The organism is Solwaraspora sp. WMMA2080, from assembly GCF_027497395.1.
Lineage (GTDB): Bacteria > Actinomycetota > Actinomycetes > Mycobacteriales > Micromonosporaceae > Micromonospora_E.
Genome location: NZ_CP114910.1, coordinates 5,645,101 through 5,661,846 on the forward strand (window position 1 = coordinate 5,645,101; position 16,746 = coordinate 5,661,846).

Below are 16,746 nucleotides of genomic sequence, written 5' to 3' on the forward strand. Positions count from 1 at the left end.
TTGCCGACCAGCGCCGTCACCAGCCGGCGCGTGGGCTGGCGAGCGCGCGGCCGAGAAGCGCGCCACCAGATGCCAGCAGGACCTGCCAACTGGCCGCTGCGACGAACACCGCTGCGACGAGTAGCAGGCTGCTGGTCGAATCTGTCGCTCCGCCCTGGTGGCCGACCACGAGAGCGGCGAAGTAGACGATGGTCATCGGGTTGAGCAACGTCAGCCCGACGAAGGCGGCGTACGTCCGGGCGATCGACCGCGCCGGTGCCGACTGCGGCGCTTCGGTCGCCGCTCGACGGGCCTGCATCGCTACGACGATTCCGCGTACCGCGTTCGCGGCGAGCACCACGGCGGCGGCTGCCCGCAGGATGCCGGTCGCCGGGTCGAGCAGTCGGGCGACGGCCGCGCCGTGCCGCAGCGACACCTGAGCAGAGACGGTGACGATCAGGACCCGATCGCGTCGACCGGGACCGCGATGCCGTAGCCGGCGAGCAACCCGGACGTCAGCGCGTCGAACACGTCAGGCCTATGTCGACCGACGTGCCGGGCCACAACCGGTTAGTGCCGCGCCGGGCCGGGCCGGGCCGAGCCAGGTCAGCGGCGGGTGGCGGCCAGCGCTCCGGCAGGCCGCCGAGCGTCACCGCGGCGACGGCACCTGCCATGAACAGGCCAGCGGTCGTGGTGCCGGCCGCGAGCAGCGCGAGTTCGACGCTGCGCCGGGCCAGAGACTGGCGACGATGGCGACCGTCAGGTAGTTCCAGCCCGAGTACCACCACTGGCGGCGTGGGCTGCCCTTGAAGCAGGGGAGCAGGAAGCCGAGGATCGCGGTGCCCGTCCACGCCGGCTGACGGTAGCAACGGCCTACCACCACCGCTGACCGGTCAGCTGATGGGGGTGCCGGATGTAGCCGCTGCCCAACGGGCGAGGGCTTCGCCGACCCGGTGGAAGCCATCGCCGACGGCGCTGAACGCGTAGCTGCCGTCGGCAAGGCGCTGGATCAGGCCGCGCCGCTCCAGGTCTGCCAGGCGCTGGGTGAGGGTGACCTGGTTGACCCCGGTGTCGCGGGTCAGGTCGGTGAAGCGGCGCGGCCCGACCAGCAGTGCGCAGTGCAGCTCAAGCATCCAGCGTTCCTGCATCAGTGACAGCAGGTCGTCGAGTTGGTGGTGGCGGGTGTCCGGGTCGCTGGTGTCGCCGGCCCAGGCCGCCATTTCGGCGAGCACCGGGCGCAGTCCGGTGCCGGTCGGCGTCAACGCGTAGCGGGTGCCCGGTGGGGTGGTGTCGATCACCGTACGGGTGACGATGCCGGCGGCCTCCAGCTCGCCGAGCCGGCGGGCGAGAGTGCTCGGCCCGATCGCCGGGACCGCCCGGCGCAGGTCGTTGAAGCCGGCCGGTCCGTCGAGCAGCGCGTGCACGATGTGCAGCGTCCAGCGCCCCCGCAGCCGACCCACGGCGGCCAGCAGTACGTCCTGCTCGACCTGCACGTCGCCACTGTATCCAGCGGCACACTTGTTAAAGGTCAGTAGCTAGTACTATTTTTTTAGTCATGACTGAGTCAACGAAGCGGGCCCTGGTCACCGGTGGCACCGGCGGCATCGGCCTGGCCACCGCCCGTGCCCTGGCCGGCCACGGCTACGCCGTCACGATCGTCGGGCGCGACCAGCAGCGGGGCGACGCCGCCCGCGACCAGGTGAGCGCCGCCGCCACGGGCTCCCGCTCCGCCGCTGGTCCGGTACCCGCCCGGTTCATCCGGGCCGACCTCTCCGCACTGTCCGCCGTCCGCGCCCTGGCCGACGACACCCGCGCCGCCGGCCCGCTCGACCTGCTGGTCAACAACGTCGGCGGGATCTACCGGCAGCACTGGCACACTGTCGACGGCATCGAGGCGACCTTCGCCATGAGCCACCTCTCCGGCTATCTGCTCACCGAGCTGCTGGTCGACGACATGATTGCCGCCGGGCACGGCCGGATCGTCAACCTCACCTCGGGCGCGATCCGGCTCGCCGACCGCACCCCGCTGGACCGGGTCGAGATGGCCGGGCGCTACTACGGCTTTCCTGCGTACGGGCGGGCGAAGCTGGCCAACCTCGCGTACACGATGGGTCTGGCCGACCGACTCGCCGGCACCGGCGTCACGATGCTCGCCGCCGACCCGGGGGCCAGCGCGACTGACATGGGCCGGTCGATGCGCGCGGACCTGTTCCCGATGCCAGCCCGGCTGGCCTTCCCGCTGATCTACCTCAACCTGTTCCGGGCCAGCGCGACCGATGCCGCCCGCAGCTCCATCGCCGCCGCCACCGCCGACCTGCCCAGCGGTACGGTGCTCGGCCCGAAGGGCACCCCGGTGCGGCCGGACGCCCGGGCCACCGATCCGACGGTGATCCGGGCCGTCACCGCGCTCAGCCAGGCGACCTGCGCCTCCACTCACACCGACAGCCGGTCAGCGACTGCGGGACAGGATGCGCTGCCCGAGTAGCGTCACGTGGACCAGGTCGGCGGTCTCGTCCGTACCGTCGCCGGTCTCAGCTCCAGGGTGTCGTGTTCGGCAGGTCGGCGGCCGTCAACCGGCTGCTGCCCGACCTGGCGGCCCGGCCGCAAGCGGCTGCGGCTATTCGGCGACTGGGAACTCGACACCGGTCAGCTTCTCGCTCTCCGTCCACAGCCGGCCAGCGGTGGCTGCGTCGTCGGCCGCCGGGCTGCGACGCGCGGCGACCGGCGGGCCGACCATGTCGAACAGCCGGCCCGGCCCCCAGTAGCTGCCACCGTCGACCGCCGGGTCGGTGGCGGCGCGCAGCGTCGGCAGCGCTCCGTCGCGCGGCCTCATCGCAATCAACCGGCTGACGGCGGTGACGAAGCCACCGGTGTGCCGGGCCAGGTCGGTGGCGGTCCACCCGGGATGGGCAGCGGTCGCCAGTACGGGAGACCCGGCTCCGGCCAGCCGACGTTGCAGCTCCAGGGTGAACAGCAGGTTGGCGAGTTTGCTCTGCCCGTACGCGGCCCACCGCCGGTAGCGACGCCGCTGCCAGTTCAGGTCGGCGAAGTCGATCCGGCCGGCGCGGTGGGCGTTGCTGGCGACGGTGACCACCCGGGCGTTGGCGCCGGCTTGCAGCAGCAGTGGCAGCAGCCGACCGGTGAGTGCGAAGTGGCCGAGATGATTGGTGCCGAACTGCAGCTCGAAGCCCTGCCGGGTGCGCCGCAACGGGGTCAGCATCACCCCCGCGTTGTTGATCAGCAGGTCAAGCCGGTCGTGGTCGGCGTGCATCGCCTCGGCGAACTCGGCCACCGAGTCGAGGTCGGCTAGGTCGAGCCGGGCGCAGCGCACCGTGCCGACCGGTTGCTCGGCGCGGATCCGGTCGGCCGCGGTGCCGGCCCGTCCGGCATCCCGGCAGGCGAGCACCACGTGGGCGCCTCTGGCGGCGAGCATCCGGGCGGTCTCGAAGCCGATGCCGGAGTTCGCGCCGGTGACGACGGCGGTCCGGCCGCTCTGGTCCGGCAGGTCGTCGAAGGTCCACGGTGTCATCGTCACTCCCGGGTCAGGGCCTCGCCGCCGGCGAACACGATCGTCACGGCGGTCTGCATTCCGTTTCGGTACTCGTCGACCGACGAGAGCTTGTGTTTCAAGCCGAATGAGGTGGCGTGCAGGTGCTCGGCCAGGTCCCGGGCGGACAGGCCGGCTGTCCGCCAGCGGTCGGCGACCCCGCTGTCGGCCAGGACCTGCTCGACCCCGTCGACCAGCCCGCGCTCGATCCGCTCGGCCAGCGAGCAGCGCAGCGTGGCCGCGGTGTTCAGCAGCTCCTCGAAGTTGCCGTGCACCGCGGCCCCGACCGACGGGCCCTGGCACGCTTCGAACGCGGCGAGGATCCGCCCGGGCGGGTCGAGGTCGTCGCGGGCGAAGGCCGCCCGGGTCGCCGCGCACACGCCGGTCACCATCCGGTCCACGGCGGCGACGAACAGCTCGTCCTTGGTCTTGAAGTGCAGGTAGAGCCCTTGCCGGGAGATGTCGGCCGCGCGGGCCAGGTCGTCCATCGAGGTCTTCCGGAACCCGTACCGGATGAACACGTCGATCGCGGCGTCGGCGATGGTGTCCCGTCGGGTACTGCCCGGCGTCACGCCGGGCGCTCCGTACGTCCCAGTGCCGAGAACGGGTACGCCACCCCGGTCAGCTGTTCGCTCTCGGACCACAGTCGGCTGGCCATGACGGTGTCCTTGGCCCGTGCGGAGCTGCGGGCCGGCGCGGGTGGCCCGGAGGCGCCGAACCGGCGGGCCGGACCCCAGTAACTGCCGGCGGCGGCCTGCGGATCGGTCGCGGCGCGCAGGCTGGGCAGTGCCCCGGCCGGTGGTCGCATCCGAATCATCCGCTCGACCCGCGACCGGCTCTCGCCGGTGGACCGGCCCTGGTGGCGGCCGATCTCGGTCGAGGTCAGGCCGGGATGGGCGGCGACGGCCCGCACGGTCGACCCGGCCTCGGTCAGCCGGCGCTGCAGTTCCAGGGTGAACAGCAGGTTGGCGAGTTTGCTCTGTCCGTACGCGGCCCATGGCCGGTAGCGGCGTTGCCGCCAGTTGAGGTCGTCGATGTCGATGCCGCCGGTCCAGTGGGCCAGGCTGGAGACGGTCACCACCCGGGCCGCCGGTGCCGCGTCGAGCAGCGGCAGCAGTTCGCCGGTGAGCGCGAAGTGGCCGAGATGGTTGGTGCCGAACTGCAGTTCGAAGCCCTGCCGGGTGCGTCCCAGCGGCGGTGCCATCACGCCGGCGTTGTTGATCAGCAGGTCGAGCCGGTCGTGGTCGGCGCGGTAGGCGTCGGCGAACGCGGTGACCGAGTCGAGGTCGGCCAGGTCCAGCTCGGCCCCGGTCACTGTGCCGGCTGGCTGACCGGCCCGGATCCGGTCCAGCGCCGATTCGCCCCTGCCCTTGTCCCGGTAGGTCAGCACCACGTGTGCGCCTTTGCCGGCGAGCATCCGGGCGGTCTCGAAGCCGATGCCGGTGTTCGCCCCGGTCACCACCGCGACCCGGCCGGTCTGGTCGGGAATGTCATCGAATGACCATGCAGCCACGCTGACCCCTCGCTTCTCCGTCTACTTGACAGGCGAGACAAGCTTTACGCGATGCACTCAATCTGTCAAGTCTGCTGATCAGGAGCGGGCTCGAAGAGCAGTCGGATCACCGGGCCGGCGTGCGCCGCCGGGTCGTCGTCTGCGTCGTGCGGCAGCGCCCCGGACAGCCACAGGGTCGCGAAGCCGTGCACGATCGACCAGGCCGCCAGGCGGGCGTTGTCCCGGTCGCCGGCCGGCACCCGGGCGTCGTCCAGGCTGGCCCGTAGCGCGCGGCCGGCCCGTTGTCGCGCGGTGACCAGCTCCGGCGCGTCGAAGTTCAGCAGGCTCGGTTGGAACATCACCTCGAAGTGCGCCCGGTGGGACGCGGCGAACCGCACGTACGCCTGGCCGGCGGCGAGGATGTCACCGCCGGCCGCCGCCAACTGGGTCGCCAGCAGGTCGAGGCCCTCGGTGGCGATCGCGGTGAGCAGGCCGGTCTTGTCGCCGAAGTGGTGCGTCGGGGCGGCGTGCGAGACCCCCACCCGTCGAGCCAGGTCGCGCAGGCTCAGCGCCGCCACCCCGGATTCGGCGATCGCCTCGGCGGCGGCGGTCAGCAGGGCTCTACGCAGGTCGCCGTGGTGGTACGGCTGTTGCCGCATCGCGCCTCCCGTTATCTTTCCGTTGACAAGATGCTACCCGGAGCGGCTATCTTGTCAGTGACAAGATAGCGGGCGCGTGCAGTTCCGACCCCGAGGAGCACCCCTGATGAGTACGGCGGACCGATGGCTGACCGTGATCGCGCTGGTCAGCGTCCCGACGGTGATGTTCGGCGGCTACTCGTTGATGCGGCTGGCCGCCGCCCGAAAACTGACCGACTTCCAGTTGTCGCTGTTCCGGGCCGGCCACGCCCACGCCGGTGTGCTGCTGGTGCTGACCCTGACCGCACTGAGCATCGCCGCCCGCGCCGGACTGTCCGACCCGTACACCTGGGCGGTCGGCGCGCTGCTGGCCGCCGGCACGATCAGCCAGTCCGGCGGCTTCTTTCTGCACGCCGGGATCGGCCGCCCCGGACAGTGGTCGGTCGGCAACACCCTGACCGTGCTCGGCGCGGGGCAGCTCACCGTCGCGCTGCTGCTGCTCGCGTACGCCGTCGCAACCAGCTGACCTGCCGGTACGCCGACCGTAAGACTTTCGCAAGAGATCAACTACGGTCGGCCGGGCGCTGCCGCCGTAGGCTGATCCGCGTGTGGAAACGACTCCTTGCCAACCCGTTGAGCTGGCTGCTCGCCGTCGTCGTAGCCGCCGGACTCGCGTTCGGCGGCTACTGGTTCCAGCCGTGGAAACTGTTCACCGACGACGTGGTCGACGAGGCGCTGCCGCAGGTGCAGATCGCGGCGACCGGCACCCCGGCACCGGACCCCGCCGCTACCGGGTCCGCGTCGCCCGGGTCCGCATCGCCCAGCGCCGCACCGGCCAGCCCGTCACCGGCCGGGAACCGGTTGCTGGCCTCCGGCGAGTTCGTCACCCACGAGCACGAGACCAGCGGCACCGCCCAGGTCGTCGAGCTGGCCGACGGCCGCCGTCAGCTCGTGTTCCGCGACTTCGCCACCTCCAACGGCCCGGACCTGCGGGTCTGGCTCTCCGACCAGCCGGTGCTGGACGGCCGCGACGGCTGGTTCGTCTTCGACGACGGGCAGTGGGCCGAGCTGGACCGGCTCAAGGGCAACCGGGGTGACCAGGTGTACGAGATCCCCGCCGACGTCGACCTGACCAGCCTGACCAGCGTCTCCATCTGGTGCAAACGCTTCTCGGTGTCGTTCGGGGCAGCCGAGTTGACCGCCTGACAGCCATGGCCGCGCCCACCACCGGCGGACCGTCCCTACGGGTGCTCGTCGTCGACGACGATCCCACCGTGTCCGATGTGGTCCGCCGGTACCTGGAACGAGCCGGCTACCAGGTCACCCGCGCCGCCGACGGGGTCGCCGCGCTGGCCGCGGTCGACCAGTGCCGGCCCGACCTGGTGGTACTGGACCTGATGCTGCCAGGGTTGGACGGGCTGGAGGTGTGCCGGCGGCTGCAGCGGCAGGCCAGCGGCGTACCCGTGATCATGCTGACCGCACTTGGGGAGGAGGCCGACCGGGTGATCGGCCTGCAGCTCGGTGCCGACGACTACGTCACGAAGCCGTTCTCGCCCCGGGAGCTGGTGCTGCGGGTACAGTCGGTGCTCCGCCGCTCCGGGCCGCCCCCCGGCCCGGTCGGCGGTGAACCGCCGGTGGTCCGCGACGGCGAGCTCGCGCTGGACACCAGTCGGCGGTCGGCCCGGCTCGGCGACACCGAGCTCGCGCTGACCACCCGTGAGTTCGACCTGCTGCTGCACCTGGTCCGCCATCCGGCGAAGGCGTTCCGCCGGGAGGAACTGCTCGCCCAGGTGTGGGGCTGGAACTTCGGTGACCAGTCCACCGTGACAGTCCACGTGCGACGGCTGCGCGAGAAGGTCGAACGGGATCCGGCCCGACCCCTACGGATCGTCACCGTCTGGGGCGTCGGCTACCGCTACGAACCGGCGGCCGGCAATGCCTGACCTGCCCACCGGCGACGTCCTCGCCGTGTTCGCCATCGGGCTGGGCGCGTCACTGCTGATCGGTGTGCCGGGCGCGGTCGCGCTGCGGCTGCTGCGCCGGCACAGCATCGTCGTGCACCTGACCGTCCTGCTCACCGTCACCGTACTGGCGGTCCTCGCCGGCGTCGTCGGCGCGGCCCAGGCGATGTTCCTGTCCGTCCACGACCGGGACGTGGTGCTCCTGGTGCTCGCCGCGTCCGGAGCGGTCAGCCTGGCCGTCGGCTGGTGGCTGGGTGCCCGGCTGGCCCGGCAGGCGGTCTGGGCCGACCAGCTGCGTCAGCGGGAACGCCAGGCCGAGGCGAACCGGCGGGAACTGGTCGCCTGGGTGTCGCACGACCTGCGGACGCCGTTGGCGGGGCTGCGGGCCATGGCCGAGGCGCTTGAGGACGGCGTCGTCGCCGACCGGGCCACCGTCGCCGACTACCACCGGCGGATCCGGGCCGAGACCGACCGGATGACCCAACTCGTCGACGACCTGTTCGAACTGTCCCGGATCAACGCCGGCGCGTTGCGGCTGTCGCTGCGCCGGGTGCCCCTCGCCGAGGTGGTCTCCGACGCCCTGGCGTCGGCCGAGCCGCTGGCCCGGGCGCGGGGCATCCGGCTGGTCGCCGCCGAACGCGGCTGGCCGTCGGTCACCGCCAGCGAGCCGGAACTGGCCCGGATCATCGGCAACCTGCTTCGCAACGCGATCCGGTTCACCCCGTACGACGGGGTGGTGCAGGTCAGTGCGGGCCGCGACGGCGGTGCCGCCTGGCTGGCGGTGCACGACACCTGCGGCGGTATTCCCGAGGCGGACCTGCCGAGGGTGTTCGACGTGGCGTTCCGGGGCGAAACAGCGCGCAGCCCCGCTCCCGCCGGCCCGCCCCGAGCGGGGTCGCCGATCGGGCCGGCGTACCTGCCCAATTGGGCCGGACCCCGTCCCGAGCCGCCGCCGGCCGGCGGCGGGCTCGGCCTGGCGATCGTGCGCGGCCTGGTCGAGGCGCACGGTGGTCGGGTCGAGGTAGCCAACGCCGGCCCCGGCTGCCGGTTCCTCGTCCACCTGCCCGCCGCCGGTTGACCCTCGCACACGGTCAGCCGACCGGCAGGTCCCGCCGCCGCAGCCCGATCATGCCGGCGGCGGAGCCGGCCGCCAGCAGCGCCAGGACGACCAGCGGTACGGCCGACACCTGCCCGCCCGGCAGGCTCGGCAGATGCGTGAACGGGGAGAGATCGCGCAGCGGCTGCGGCAGTTGCAGCAGCGCACCGAACAGGTCGAGCCCGTCCAGCGCGGTGCTGCGGCCGTACCGCTTGGTCAGGACCCCGACCTCGATCGCTGTTTCCGTGACCAGAAATCTACGTAGCGTTCGCAAGGTGGTCAGTGAAGAGCCCGTCACCAGCGGGCATCACGCGTTGAATCGGGCCTGGCGTTGCAATGGCGGTTGCGGTCAACGCAACGATCAGTCAGGATGTGTTGCAATGAATTGAGACCGAACGCAGCGGAGGGCGGGGGGCGGATGCCCGGCGGACGGTTGACCTATCAGGACCGGCAGCGCATCGAGCAGGCGCTCGCCGACGGCGCCGGCTACGCCGAGATCGCCCGCCGGCTCGACCGGCCGACCTCCACGATCAGCCGGGAGGTCGGGCGCAACGGCGGGCCGGCCGGCTACCGGGCCACCGCCGCGCACCGGGCCACCGCGCACCGGGCCCGCCGTACCGGCCCGGTCACCCGGCCACCGGCCGACCAGGCCACCGGGTACGGCCGGGACACGGCCGCCGTGCAGGCCTTCGAGCAGCAGTTCGCCGCCCTGATGATCCAGTCCGGCTTCCCCCGGATGACCGCCCGGGTGCTGGTCAGCCTCTTCGTCAGCGACGGCGGTTCACTCACCGCCGCCGAGCTGGTCGACCGGCTGCGGGTCAGCCCGGCGTCGATCTCCAAGTCGATAGCCTTCCTGGAGCGGATCGGCTTCGTCGCCCGGCGACGCGAGCCGGGGCAGCGGCGCGACCGCTACGCCGTCGACGACGGCCTGTGGTACCGGGCCTGGTCGCTGCGGGTGCACGTCTTCCGGACCTGGGCGGACGCGGCGACCCACGGTGCCGCCGTACTCGGGCCGGACACCCCCGCCGGGGACCGGCTGCAGTTGATGGGCGAGTTCTTCGGGCTGGTCTGCCGGGACGTCGAGCGGATCACCGCCGAGTGGCAGGCGTTCCTGTCCACCCGCGGTCTGCCGCCGCAGCCGGATGCGCCCACCGCCGTCGCGGAGCCGGTCCGGTGACCGGCGAACCGGTCCGGCCCCGTGCCGGCCTCACCCGACGGGTGGTCGGCACCGGCCTGCTCGGCGGTATCGTGGCGCTGGTGACCACCGGCTGCACCGAGTCGAGCGCCGAGACCGGGTACCGGGTGCTCATCTACAGCCGCACCACCGGGTACCGGCACGATTCCATCCCGGTCGGTGTCGAGGCCGTCGGCGAACTCGGCGCGGAGCACGGCTTCGCCGTCGACGCCACCGAGGACCCGGCCGTCTTCACCCCGGACAACCTGAGCCGGTACGCCGCCGTCGTCTTCCTCAACACCACCGGCGACGTGCTCGACGACGCCGGCCGGGCCGCGTTCGAGGGCTACATCAACGGTGGCGGCGGATTCGTCGGGGTGCACGCGGCCGCCGACACCGAGCACAACTGGCCGTTCTACGGCGAACTTGTCGGTGCGTACTTCGCCCAGCACCCGCCGGTGCAGCCGGCCACCGTCGAGGTCGTCGACCGGACCCACCCGGCCACCGCGCACCTGCCGACCCGCTGGGCGCGCACCGACGAGTGGTACGACTACCGGACCCGGCCGACCGACGCCCGGATCCTCGCGGTGCTCGACGAAACCAGCTACACCGGCGGGCAGATGGGGCAGCCGCACCCGCACGCCTGGTGCCGGACGTACGCCGGCGGCCGCACCTTCTACACCGGCGGCGGCCACACCGTCGAGGCGTACGCCGAACCGGCGTTCCGCGCCCACCTGCTCGGCGCGATCCGCTGGGCCGCCGGCCGGCCGCCGACCGACGTGGGCCGGTCGGCCGACGAAGCCGACCGGGACGCCACAGGGTGACGGCCGTGGCCCGGGCTCATCCGGACGGCCAGCGCTGACCTCCGAAGGTCGGTAACTATCCAAGATCTGATTGAACACGGAGTGTGACGTGGCGCACGCTGCAGACCGGTCCGAGTCCGGCTGCAGCAGCCTCCGAGGAGGAGCGCGTGTCAGAGCCAGTCCGTGGAGATCTCCCCGTCGTCCGTACCGTCCTGACCAGTCTTGCCGCGTCGGCCGCTCAGCGTGCCACCGCCGATCTGCCCCGCGACACCCGGCTGGTGCACCGCCGTGACGAACGCGAAGAGCTCCTCGCCGGCCGGTTCGTCGACAGCCGCACCGGGCTGACCCCGACCCGCCGCGTCGGCCCGTACCGCACCCCCGGCGGAGTCGACGTCTGGTACGAAACGTTCGTCGCCGCCCGCCGGCTCCAGGTCCGCGAGGCCGGTGCCGCCGCACCCGCGTTCGTGGTCACCCAGGCCCGGCCGCCGACCGTGCAACGTACCGGCACCGTCGTCGACATCGACGCCGGCACCGTCTGGATCCGCGGCGACCTGTTCGGCGGGCTGCCCGTCGACGCGTACGCCGGGCTGCTCGTCACCGGTGGGACGCTGACGCTGGGCACCGCGACGGTACCGGGCGACGTCGTCGAGGTGCCCGCGCCGCTGAGCGCCGTACTGCGACTCGACCCCGCACCCGACCCGCCGCCGGCCGGCGGCGTCGGCGGCTGCCACAGCGCCGGGACCGCCAGCACCCTGCCCACCTCGGTGACCTTCCGCTTCAGGTCCGGCGTAGTCGAGATCGTCGGCGACCCCGGCGCCGCCACGGCCTGGGGACAGCAGTTCCGGTTCGGCCCGGCCACCGGGGACCGGACGTTCGTCGAACAGCTCTGGACGCTGATGCTCGGCTACACCGTCGAACCGACCACCGTGGACGCCACCGGAGTCGGTGCCGACCCGGCCGGCAACCCGTTGACCGACTTCACCGGCACCGGCACCATCCGCGACGCCGGGCTCGGCCTGCCGGTCGTCGTCGTCACCGACCCGGCGATTCTCGGCGAGGCGTCCACTGCGGCGACCTGGCTGCTGCGGGTCACCGGCCTGGCCGCCCGCTGGTACGCCCCGGACCCGCGGGAACACCCGCTGGACAGCGCGTGGATGGTGATCGGTGCGTCCGCCGCGACGGTACTCGCCGACCCGTTCACCCCGCTGGGGCCGCCGGTCGCCCATGACATCCAGTTATGGGCGATCGCCGGCGGGGGCGGGCACCGGCTGCCCTGGCGGCAGACATACGACGAACCGTTCCGGCTGTTCTACCGGTGCCACGCCGTCGACGGCGAGCATCTGATGGTCACCGGCCGCAGCGAGGTGGCCCTGGACCGGCCGGTGACCACCGCCGGGCAGCCGGTGCCCACCCCGGGTGGTGTCGGCACTCTGCTGCTGCACCGCCGCGACGGCACCAAGTGCGACTACTCCGGATCGGTCAAGATCCAGGTCGATCTCTTCCTGATCCTTTCGATCAGCGCGTCCTACCAGGTCACCGAGACCGCTGCCCTGTGACGACCAGGTCGGCGAAGAAGGCGGACAGATGGCAACCTCGCACAACCTCACCCTGGTGCCGTACCTGCAGCGGTGGGACCACACCGGGCGGACGCTGACCGTACGGCTGCTGGTCGCCCCGGCCACCGACCCGCTCGCACCGCTGCTCGCCGCCCCGGCCGGCGTGCCGGCCTTCGTCGACGCACACCTCGCATTCGCGGTGTCCCTCTCGGACACAGTCGGGGCGCTGCCGCAGCGCGACCAGGTCGACCAGACCGTCGTGATGCCCGCCGCCCCGGCGACACAGCACGCCCCGCACGCCCGGAGCATCTTCACCGCGATCGGCGCGGCGCTGGAGATCCCGCCCGGCCCGGCCGGCGACATGTTCGCCCCGCAGCACCGCCGTCGGCGTCGGCAGCCGGCCCGGGAACTCCGCAGCTTGCGGGTTCATCCGGCCGTGCAGCTGACGTTGCCGGGTGGCTGGCTGGTGCTGCTGGTGGTGCAGTGGGTCGATGCTGCTCGGCCCAGTCAGTCCCAGGCTTGGCCGAGGGCGTGCAGTTGGTCGGCGTACTCGATGCGGTCCGGCCACGTCGTCGGCCAGGCCGCCGTTCCGTACGCCGCGCCGAGGAAGGCCCCGGCCAGACAGGCGATCGAGTCCGAGTCGCCGGAGGTGGCCGCCCCGCGGGCCAACCCGCCCACCGGGTCGTCGGCGTGCCACAGTGCGCAGAGCAGCCCGGTGGCCAGAGCCTCCTCCGCGATCCAGCCCTCCCCGGTGACCCGGCAGGCGTCGCCGCCGTCGTCCCCGGCGGCCAACGCCGAGTCGAGCCGGTCCAGTGCGTCGAGACACTCGTCCCAGCCCCGGGAGATGAACCCCGTCGGACTGTCCGTTCCCGGCCGCTGCCACAGCGGGCCGAGCCAGTCGTCGCGGTACACCTCCCGCTGCCCGCGACAGTGCTCACGCAGCAGGCCCGGCAGCGCCGGTAGCGGCGTACCCGCGCGCAGCAGCCGGACCGCGACGGCGGTCAACTCGCTCGCGGCCAGCGCGGTCGGGTGTCCGTGGGTCAGCCCGGCCTGCAGTTGCGCGACGCCGGCCACGGTGTCGTCGTCGTAGGCGTCGACCAGACCGACCGGGGCGACCCGCATGTTCGCCCCGCAGCCCTTCGACCCGGCTACGGTGGCCTGCTGCCAGGCCACCCCGGTGACCAGTTCGCCGCAGGCCCGCAGGCAGGTCATCCCCGGGGCCCGGTTGTTGTCCGGGCTGGCCGCCCAGGCCAGGAACCGGGCCCGGAGCAGCGGTTCCAGCCCGTCCGGGGTGGCGGCCGGGGCGTCATGCAGCGCCCAGCCGACCGCGAGGGTCATCTGGGTGTCGTCGGTGACCAGCGCCGGCTCGCCGGTCAGCTCACGCGGCCCGGCCTGGCCGTACCGGTGGTGAATCTCGGCGACCGTCAGAAACTCGGTCGGCTTGCCGAGTGCGTCACCGTACGCCAGCCCGAACAGGCACCCGGACGCCCGGTCACCCGCCGCGCTACCCACCGCCGTGTCACCCACCGCGACCTCCCCCGTCTCGTCCCGGTCGGCAGGCTAGTCGGGCCGGTCAACCGGCGTGCGTCCCACCCTCGGCACCCGGCACGACACCGGACGCCAGCAGATGCGCGCTCAACGCGCCGTCGATCGACGGCACCCAGACGTTCTGGCAGTACTGGAGCGTCCGGCAGCAGAAGCGCACCGGCGGCACCATCACCACCGCCAACCACTTCGACGCCTGGGCGCGCGCCGGGATACAGCTCGGCTCCAACCACAGCTACCAGGTGATGGCGACCGAGGGCTACCAGAGCCAGGGGAGCTCCGACATCAACGTCTGGGGGGCGGCAGCGGCAACCCCGGACCGTCCCCGACCGGCAACCCTGGCAACCCGGGTGACCCGGGCCAGAGCAACTGCACCGCCGTGCTGTCGGCCGGCCAGCAGTTCGGCGACCGGTTCAACCTCAACGTCTCGGTGCAGAACGTCAGCAACTGGACGGTCACCCTCAGCCTGCACGGCGGACAGAGCCTGCAGAACAGCTGGAACGCCTCGGTCAGCGGCACGACCGGGAACATCACCGCCAGGCCGAACGGTAGCGGTAACAACTTCGGAGTGACGATCATGCACGGCGGCAACTGGACCTGGCCGACGGTCACCTGTCGAACATGACCCCGACCGACCGTCGATAGCAACCACTGTCGACAGGAAACATCGTGGGCGGGTCGACCCTGCTGGGAGGGTCGGCCCGCCCCGGTGCGCGCCCCGGTCGCCCATCCGGTGGTCAACCCTTGACGCAGACCACCTGCCGCAGGTGCGCCACCACCTCGACCAGGTCGGCCTGCTCGGCGAGCACCTGGTCCAGGTCCTTGTACGCCGCCGGGATCTCGTCGACCACACCGGCGTCCTTGCGGCACTCCACCCCGGCGGTCTGCTCGGCCAGGTCGTCGACGGTGTAGGTCTTCTTCGCCTTCGACCGCGACATCCGCCGACCCGCACCGTGCGACGCCGAGCAGTACGCCGCCTCGCTGCCCCGACCCCGCACGATGTAGGAGCCGGTCCCCATCGACCCGGGGATGATGCCCAGTTCGCCCCGCCCGGCCCGGATCGCCCCCTTGCGGGTCACCAGCAGCGGCACCCCGTCGTAGACCTCCTCGGCCACGTAGTTGTGGTGGCAGGAGATCGGCTCGTCGAAGCGGACCGCCGGCACCGCCGTGCGCAGCACCCGGCAGAGCAGCGCCAGCATGACCGCCCGGTTGCGGGCCGCGTACTCCTGCGCCCAGGCCAGGTCCCGCCGGTACGCCGTCATCTCCGCCGTGTCGGCGAGGAAGACCGCCAGGTCGCGGTCGGGCAGGTCGGCGTTGTGCGGCAGCTTCCGGGCCGCCGCGATGTGCCGCTCGGCCAGCTCCTTGCCGATGTTGCGGGAGCCGGAGTGCAGCATCAGCCAGACTTGGCCGGCGTCCGGACCGCCCTGCTCGACGCAGACCTCGATGAAGTGGTTGCCGCCGCCGAGCGTGCCGAGCTGACGCTGCGCCCGGGACTCCAGCGCGGCGACCCCGGGGTGCAGGCCGGCGAAGCCGGACCAGAACCGGTCCCAGCCGGCGGTCGGCAGACCGTGCACCCGGCGCGGGTCGACCGGGGTGTCGCGGGCCTGGAAGCCGACCGGGACCGCGGCCTCGATCGCGGTACGCAGCGCGCCCAGGTCGTCCGGCAACTGCGCGTCGGTCAGGCTGGTCCGCACCGCGGACATGCCGCAGCCGATGTCGACGCCGACCGCCGCCGGGGCCAGCGCCTGACGCATCGCGATCACCGAGCCGACGGTGGCGCCCTTGCCGTAGTGCACGTCGGGCATCACCGCGACGCCGTGCACCCACGGCAGCGTGCCGATGTTGCGCAGCTGCTGGCTGGCGTGCGGCTCGATGGTCGCCGGATCGGTCCAGACCTTGACCGGGGCCCGGGTCCCGGGCAGCAGGGCATGACTCATCGGAAACTCCTCGGTAGGGGAAACGCGACGGTGATCCGGTGCCGGCCGGCGGCACCGGGAAGGGACCGGCGTGCATCGCCGGAGGGATCGGCGAGGATCAGCGGGACTGCCGGTGGGCGCGGCTCAGCCTCGTCGGGCGGTGGCAGGTTTCGCCAGCGGTCGCATCGGTCGCTCCTCGGTCGTCACGGTGCCGCTCACGCTAGCGGCCGCTGACCGGCGGCGACAATCGGATTGTCGTCGGTGCGGGCGCCCCGGGCGCGCCGGGAGGCGGCGTAGGTGACGGTACGGAGCCGTTGGATCAGCCCACCCGTTCGCAGCCGCAGCGGAGGGTGACCGGTCGGGTCGAAGGCGAGGGCGGCGTCAACGGCGGACGGCAGCGGCTCGCCGACGTCGATCCGACCGAACGTCCGCCAGTGACTGGTGGCGGTGGCCGCCGCCAGCCGCAGCACGATTGGGCGACGGGCGGCGACCTCGGCGAGCTGCTCGACCGCGCCGCCGAGGCGACCCGGGGCGGCCGGAAACGCGGCCAGGTAGATCCGGTGCCGACCGTGCCGCAACGACAGGATGCTGCCGTACGTGGTGGCGAAGTCGCGCCGGGGTAGCGGAAGGTGGCGCAGGACCGGCGCTCGGCCGGCGCTGGACACCAGCAGGTCGACCGGGCGGTCCGGGACCTGGATCCGGACCGCAAGGCCGAGGATGTCCGGCCAGCCGGGCGGGGTCGGGGTGCCCCGGGAGAACCGGATGACGGCCGGCCAGCGCCCCGCTGGCAGGAACCAGTCGGCGAGCGGGCCCCAGAGCTGGACCTCGCCGGTGAACGAGCAGCCGCGCGGGTGCAGCAGCCGACCGCCCCGCACATGCGCCAGCCAGGCTCCGAAGGTCACGGCGAAAGGCGTACCCAGGTTCGGGGCGATCTACCGCCGATGGTCGGCGTCAGGGCTGTCCGGCCGGTCTCCCGGCTGCTGCTCCCGGCGGCCGCCAGCTGCGGCGCTCACCGGCCGGCCGGGTCCGTTGCCAGGTC

20 protein-coding genes and 3 pseudogenes are annotated in these 16,746 nt (G+C 72.7%); 11 read left to right on the top strand and 12 right to left on the bottom strand.

Translation table 11 applies throughout. From position 1 onward, the window contains the following. Positions 1 to 16: 16 nt before the first annotated feature. The 3 genes from O7543_RS25855 to O7543_RS25865 form a co-directional block, all read right to left on the bottom strand. The gene (locus O7543_RS25855; protein WP_281551489.1) at positions 17 to 415 is read right to left on the bottom strand and encodes a LysE family transporter; all 399 of its coding nucleotides are present in this window, start codon (positions 413 to 415) and stop codon (positions 17 to 19) included. Positions 416 to 494: 79 nt separating this feature from the next. Further along, complete coding sequence (locus O7543_RS25860; protein ID WP_281567280.1) at positions 495 to 764, bottom strand: hypothetical protein; 270 nt, start codon at positions 762 to 764, stop codon at positions 495 to 497. A 108-nt stretch (positions 765 to 872) separates the two neighbouring features. Beyond that, positions 873 to 1,472 (bottom strand): winged helix-turn-helix transcriptional regulator, encoded by a 600-nt coding sequence (locus O7543_RS25865; protein WP_281551487.1) that lies wholly within the window; start codon positions 1,470 to 1,472, stop codon positions 873 to 875. Between the two features lie 62 nt (positions 1,473 to 1,534). Between O7543_RS25865 and O7543_RS25870 the strand changes: the two genes are divergently transcribed. Then, positions 1,535 to 2,464: an SDR family NAD(P)-dependent oxidoreductase gene (locus O7543_RS25870; RefSeq protein ID WP_281551486.1), complete on the top strand. Its 930-nt coding sequence runs from the start codon at positions 1,535 to 1,537 to the stop codon at positions 2,462 to 2,464. A 132-nt stretch (positions 2,465 to 2,596) separates the two neighbouring features. On the opposite strand, the gene O7543_RS25875 is transcribed toward O7543_RS25870, so the two are convergent. From O7543_RS25875 to O7543_RS25890, 4 genes are all read right to left on the bottom strand, one after another. Beyond that, positions 2,597 to 3,508 (bottom strand): oxidoreductase, encoded by a 912-nt coding sequence (locus tag O7543_RS25875; RefSeq protein ID WP_281551485.1) that lies wholly within the window; start codon positions 3,506 to 3,508, stop codon positions 2,597 to 2,599. Between the two features lie 2 nt (positions 3,509 to 3,510). Then, entirely contained in the window at positions 3,511 to 4,098 is a 588-nt protein-coding gene (locus O7543_RS25880; RefSeq protein WP_281551484.1) for a TetR/AcrR family transcriptional regulator, read from the bottom strand. Beyond that, entirely contained in the window at positions 4,095 to 5,039 is a 945-nt protein-coding gene (locus tag O7543_RS25885) for an oxidoreductase (RefSeq protein WP_281551483.1), read from the bottom strand. Before O7543_RS25885 ends, O7543_RS25880 begins: the two co-directional genes overlap by 4 nt. 65 nt (positions 5,040 to 5,104) lie before the next feature. Next, positions 5,105 to 5,677: a TetR/AcrR family transcriptional regulator gene (locus tag O7543_RS25890; RefSeq protein ID WP_281551482.1), complete on the bottom strand. Its 573-nt coding sequence runs from the start codon at positions 5,675 to 5,677 to the stop codon at positions 5,105 to 5,107. Between the two features lie 106 nt (positions 5,678 to 5,783). Here O7543_RS25890 and O7543_RS25895 point away from each other — a divergent pair, with 106 nt between their 5' ends. The 4 genes from O7543_RS25895 to O7543_RS25910 all read left to right on the top strand — a co-directional run bounded on the left by O7543_RS25895 (position 5,784) and on the right by O7543_RS25910 (position 8,695). Further along, positions 5,784 to 6,182: a hypothetical protein gene (locus O7543_RS25895; protein WP_281551481.1), complete on the top strand. Its 399-nt coding sequence runs from the start codon at positions 5,784 to 5,786 to the stop codon at positions 6,180 to 6,182. An 80-nt stretch (positions 6,183 to 6,262) separates the two neighbouring features. Beyond that, entirely contained in the window at positions 6,263 to 6,862 is a 600-nt protein-coding gene (locus O7543_RS25900; protein ID WP_281551480.1) for a DM13 domain-containing protein, read from the top strand. A gap of 5 nt (positions 6,863 to 6,867) precedes the next feature. Further along, on the top strand, positions 6,868 to 7,599 hold the full coding sequence (locus O7543_RS25905) for a response regulator transcription factor (RefSeq protein ID WP_281551479.1): 732 nt from the start codon (positions 6,868 to 6,870) through the stop codon (positions 7,597 to 7,599). Then, positions 7,592 to 8,695 (top strand): HAMP domain-containing sensor histidine kinase, encoded by a 1,104-nt coding sequence (locus tag O7543_RS25910; RefSeq protein ID WP_281551478.1) that lies wholly within the window; start codon positions 7,592 to 7,594, stop codon positions 8,693 to 8,695. Before O7543_RS25905 ends, O7543_RS25910 begins: the two co-directional genes overlap by 8 nt. Positions 8,696 to 8,708: 13 nt before the next feature. On the opposite strand, the gene O7543_RS25915 is transcribed toward O7543_RS25910, so the two are convergent. Next, a complete protein-coding gene (locus tag O7543_RS25915) occupies positions 8,709 to 8,987 on the bottom strand; it encodes a hypothetical protein (RefSeq protein WP_281551477.1) in 279 nt (92 codons plus the stop codon). 144 nt (positions 8,988 to 9,131) lie between these two features. Here O7543_RS25915 and O7543_RS25920 point away from each other — a divergent pair. The 4 genes and pseudogenes from O7543_RS25920 to O7543_RS25935 form a co-directional block, all read left to right on the top strand. Next, a pseudogene (locus O7543_RS25920) lies at positions 9,132 to 9,329 on the top strand (helix-turn-helix domain-containing protein); the annotation flags it as partial. A 117-nt stretch (positions 9,330 to 9,446) separates the two neighbouring features. After that, positions 9,447 to 9,890: pseudogene (locus O7543_RS25925) on the top strand (helix-turn-helix domain-containing protein); the annotation flags it as partial. Beyond that, positions 9,887 to 10,711 (top strand): ThuA domain-containing protein, encoded by an 825-nt coding sequence (locus O7543_RS25930; RefSeq protein WP_348650043.1) that lies wholly within the window; start codon positions 9,887 to 9,889, stop codon positions 10,709 to 10,711. The pseudogene O7543_RS25925 and the gene O7543_RS25930, both read left to right, overlap by 4 nt. A 146-nt stretch (positions 10,712 to 10,857) precedes the next feature. After that, positions 10,858 to 12,246 carry a hypothetical protein gene (locus tag O7543_RS25935; RefSeq protein WP_281551476.1) on the top strand — a complete coding sequence of 463 codons (1,389 nt, stop codon included), beginning with the start codon at positions 10,858 to 10,860 and terminating at the stop codon, positions 12,244 to 12,246. On the opposite strand, the gene O7543_RS25940 is transcribed toward O7543_RS25935, so the two are convergent. Next, positions 12,224 to 12,676 (bottom strand): hypothetical protein, encoded by a 453-nt coding sequence (locus O7543_RS25940; RefSeq protein WP_281551475.1) that lies wholly within the window; start codon positions 12,674 to 12,676, stop codon positions 12,224 to 12,226. The two genes, O7543_RS25935 and O7543_RS25940, sit on opposite strands and share 23 nt — an antisense overlap. Positions 12,677 to 12,753: 77 nt before the next feature. Further along, positions 12,754 to 13,758, bottom strand: a complete 1,005-nt coding sequence (locus O7543_RS25945) for an ADP-ribosylglycohydrolase family protein (protein WP_281551474.1) — start codon at positions 13,756 to 13,758, stop codon at positions 12,754 to 12,756. Between O7543_RS25945 and O7543_RS25950 the strand changes: the two are divergent. Both O7543_RS25950 and O7543_RS25955 read left to right on the top strand, forming a co-directional pair. After that, positions 13,695 to 14,018, top strand: a pseudogene (locus tag O7543_RS25950) (glycoside hydrolase family 11 protein); the annotation flags it as partial. The gene O7543_RS25945 and the pseudogene O7543_RS25950 sit on opposite strands and share 64 nt — an antisense overlap. A 152-nt stretch (positions 14,019 to 14,170) precedes the next feature. Then, positions 14,171 to 14,416: a hypothetical protein gene (locus O7543_RS25955; protein WP_281555821.1), complete on the top strand. Its 246-nt coding sequence runs from the start codon at positions 14,171 to 14,173 to the stop codon at positions 14,414 to 14,416. A gap of 112 nt (positions 14,417 to 14,528) precedes the next feature. On the opposite strand, the gene O7543_RS25960 is transcribed toward O7543_RS25955, so the two are convergent. Both O7543_RS25960 and O7543_RS25965 read right to left on the bottom strand, forming a co-directional pair. Then, a complete protein-coding gene (locus tag O7543_RS25960) occupies positions 14,529 to 15,728 on the bottom strand; it encodes an RtcB family protein (RefSeq protein ID WP_281551473.1) in 1,200 nt (399 codons plus the stop codon). 194 nt (positions 15,729 to 15,922) lie between these two features. Further along, a complete protein-coding gene (locus tag O7543_RS25965; RefSeq protein WP_281551472.1) occupies positions 15,923 to 16,609 on the bottom strand; it encodes a phosphodiesterase in 687 nt (228 codons plus the stop codon). Positions 16,610 to 16,746 lie beyond the last annotated feature (137 nt).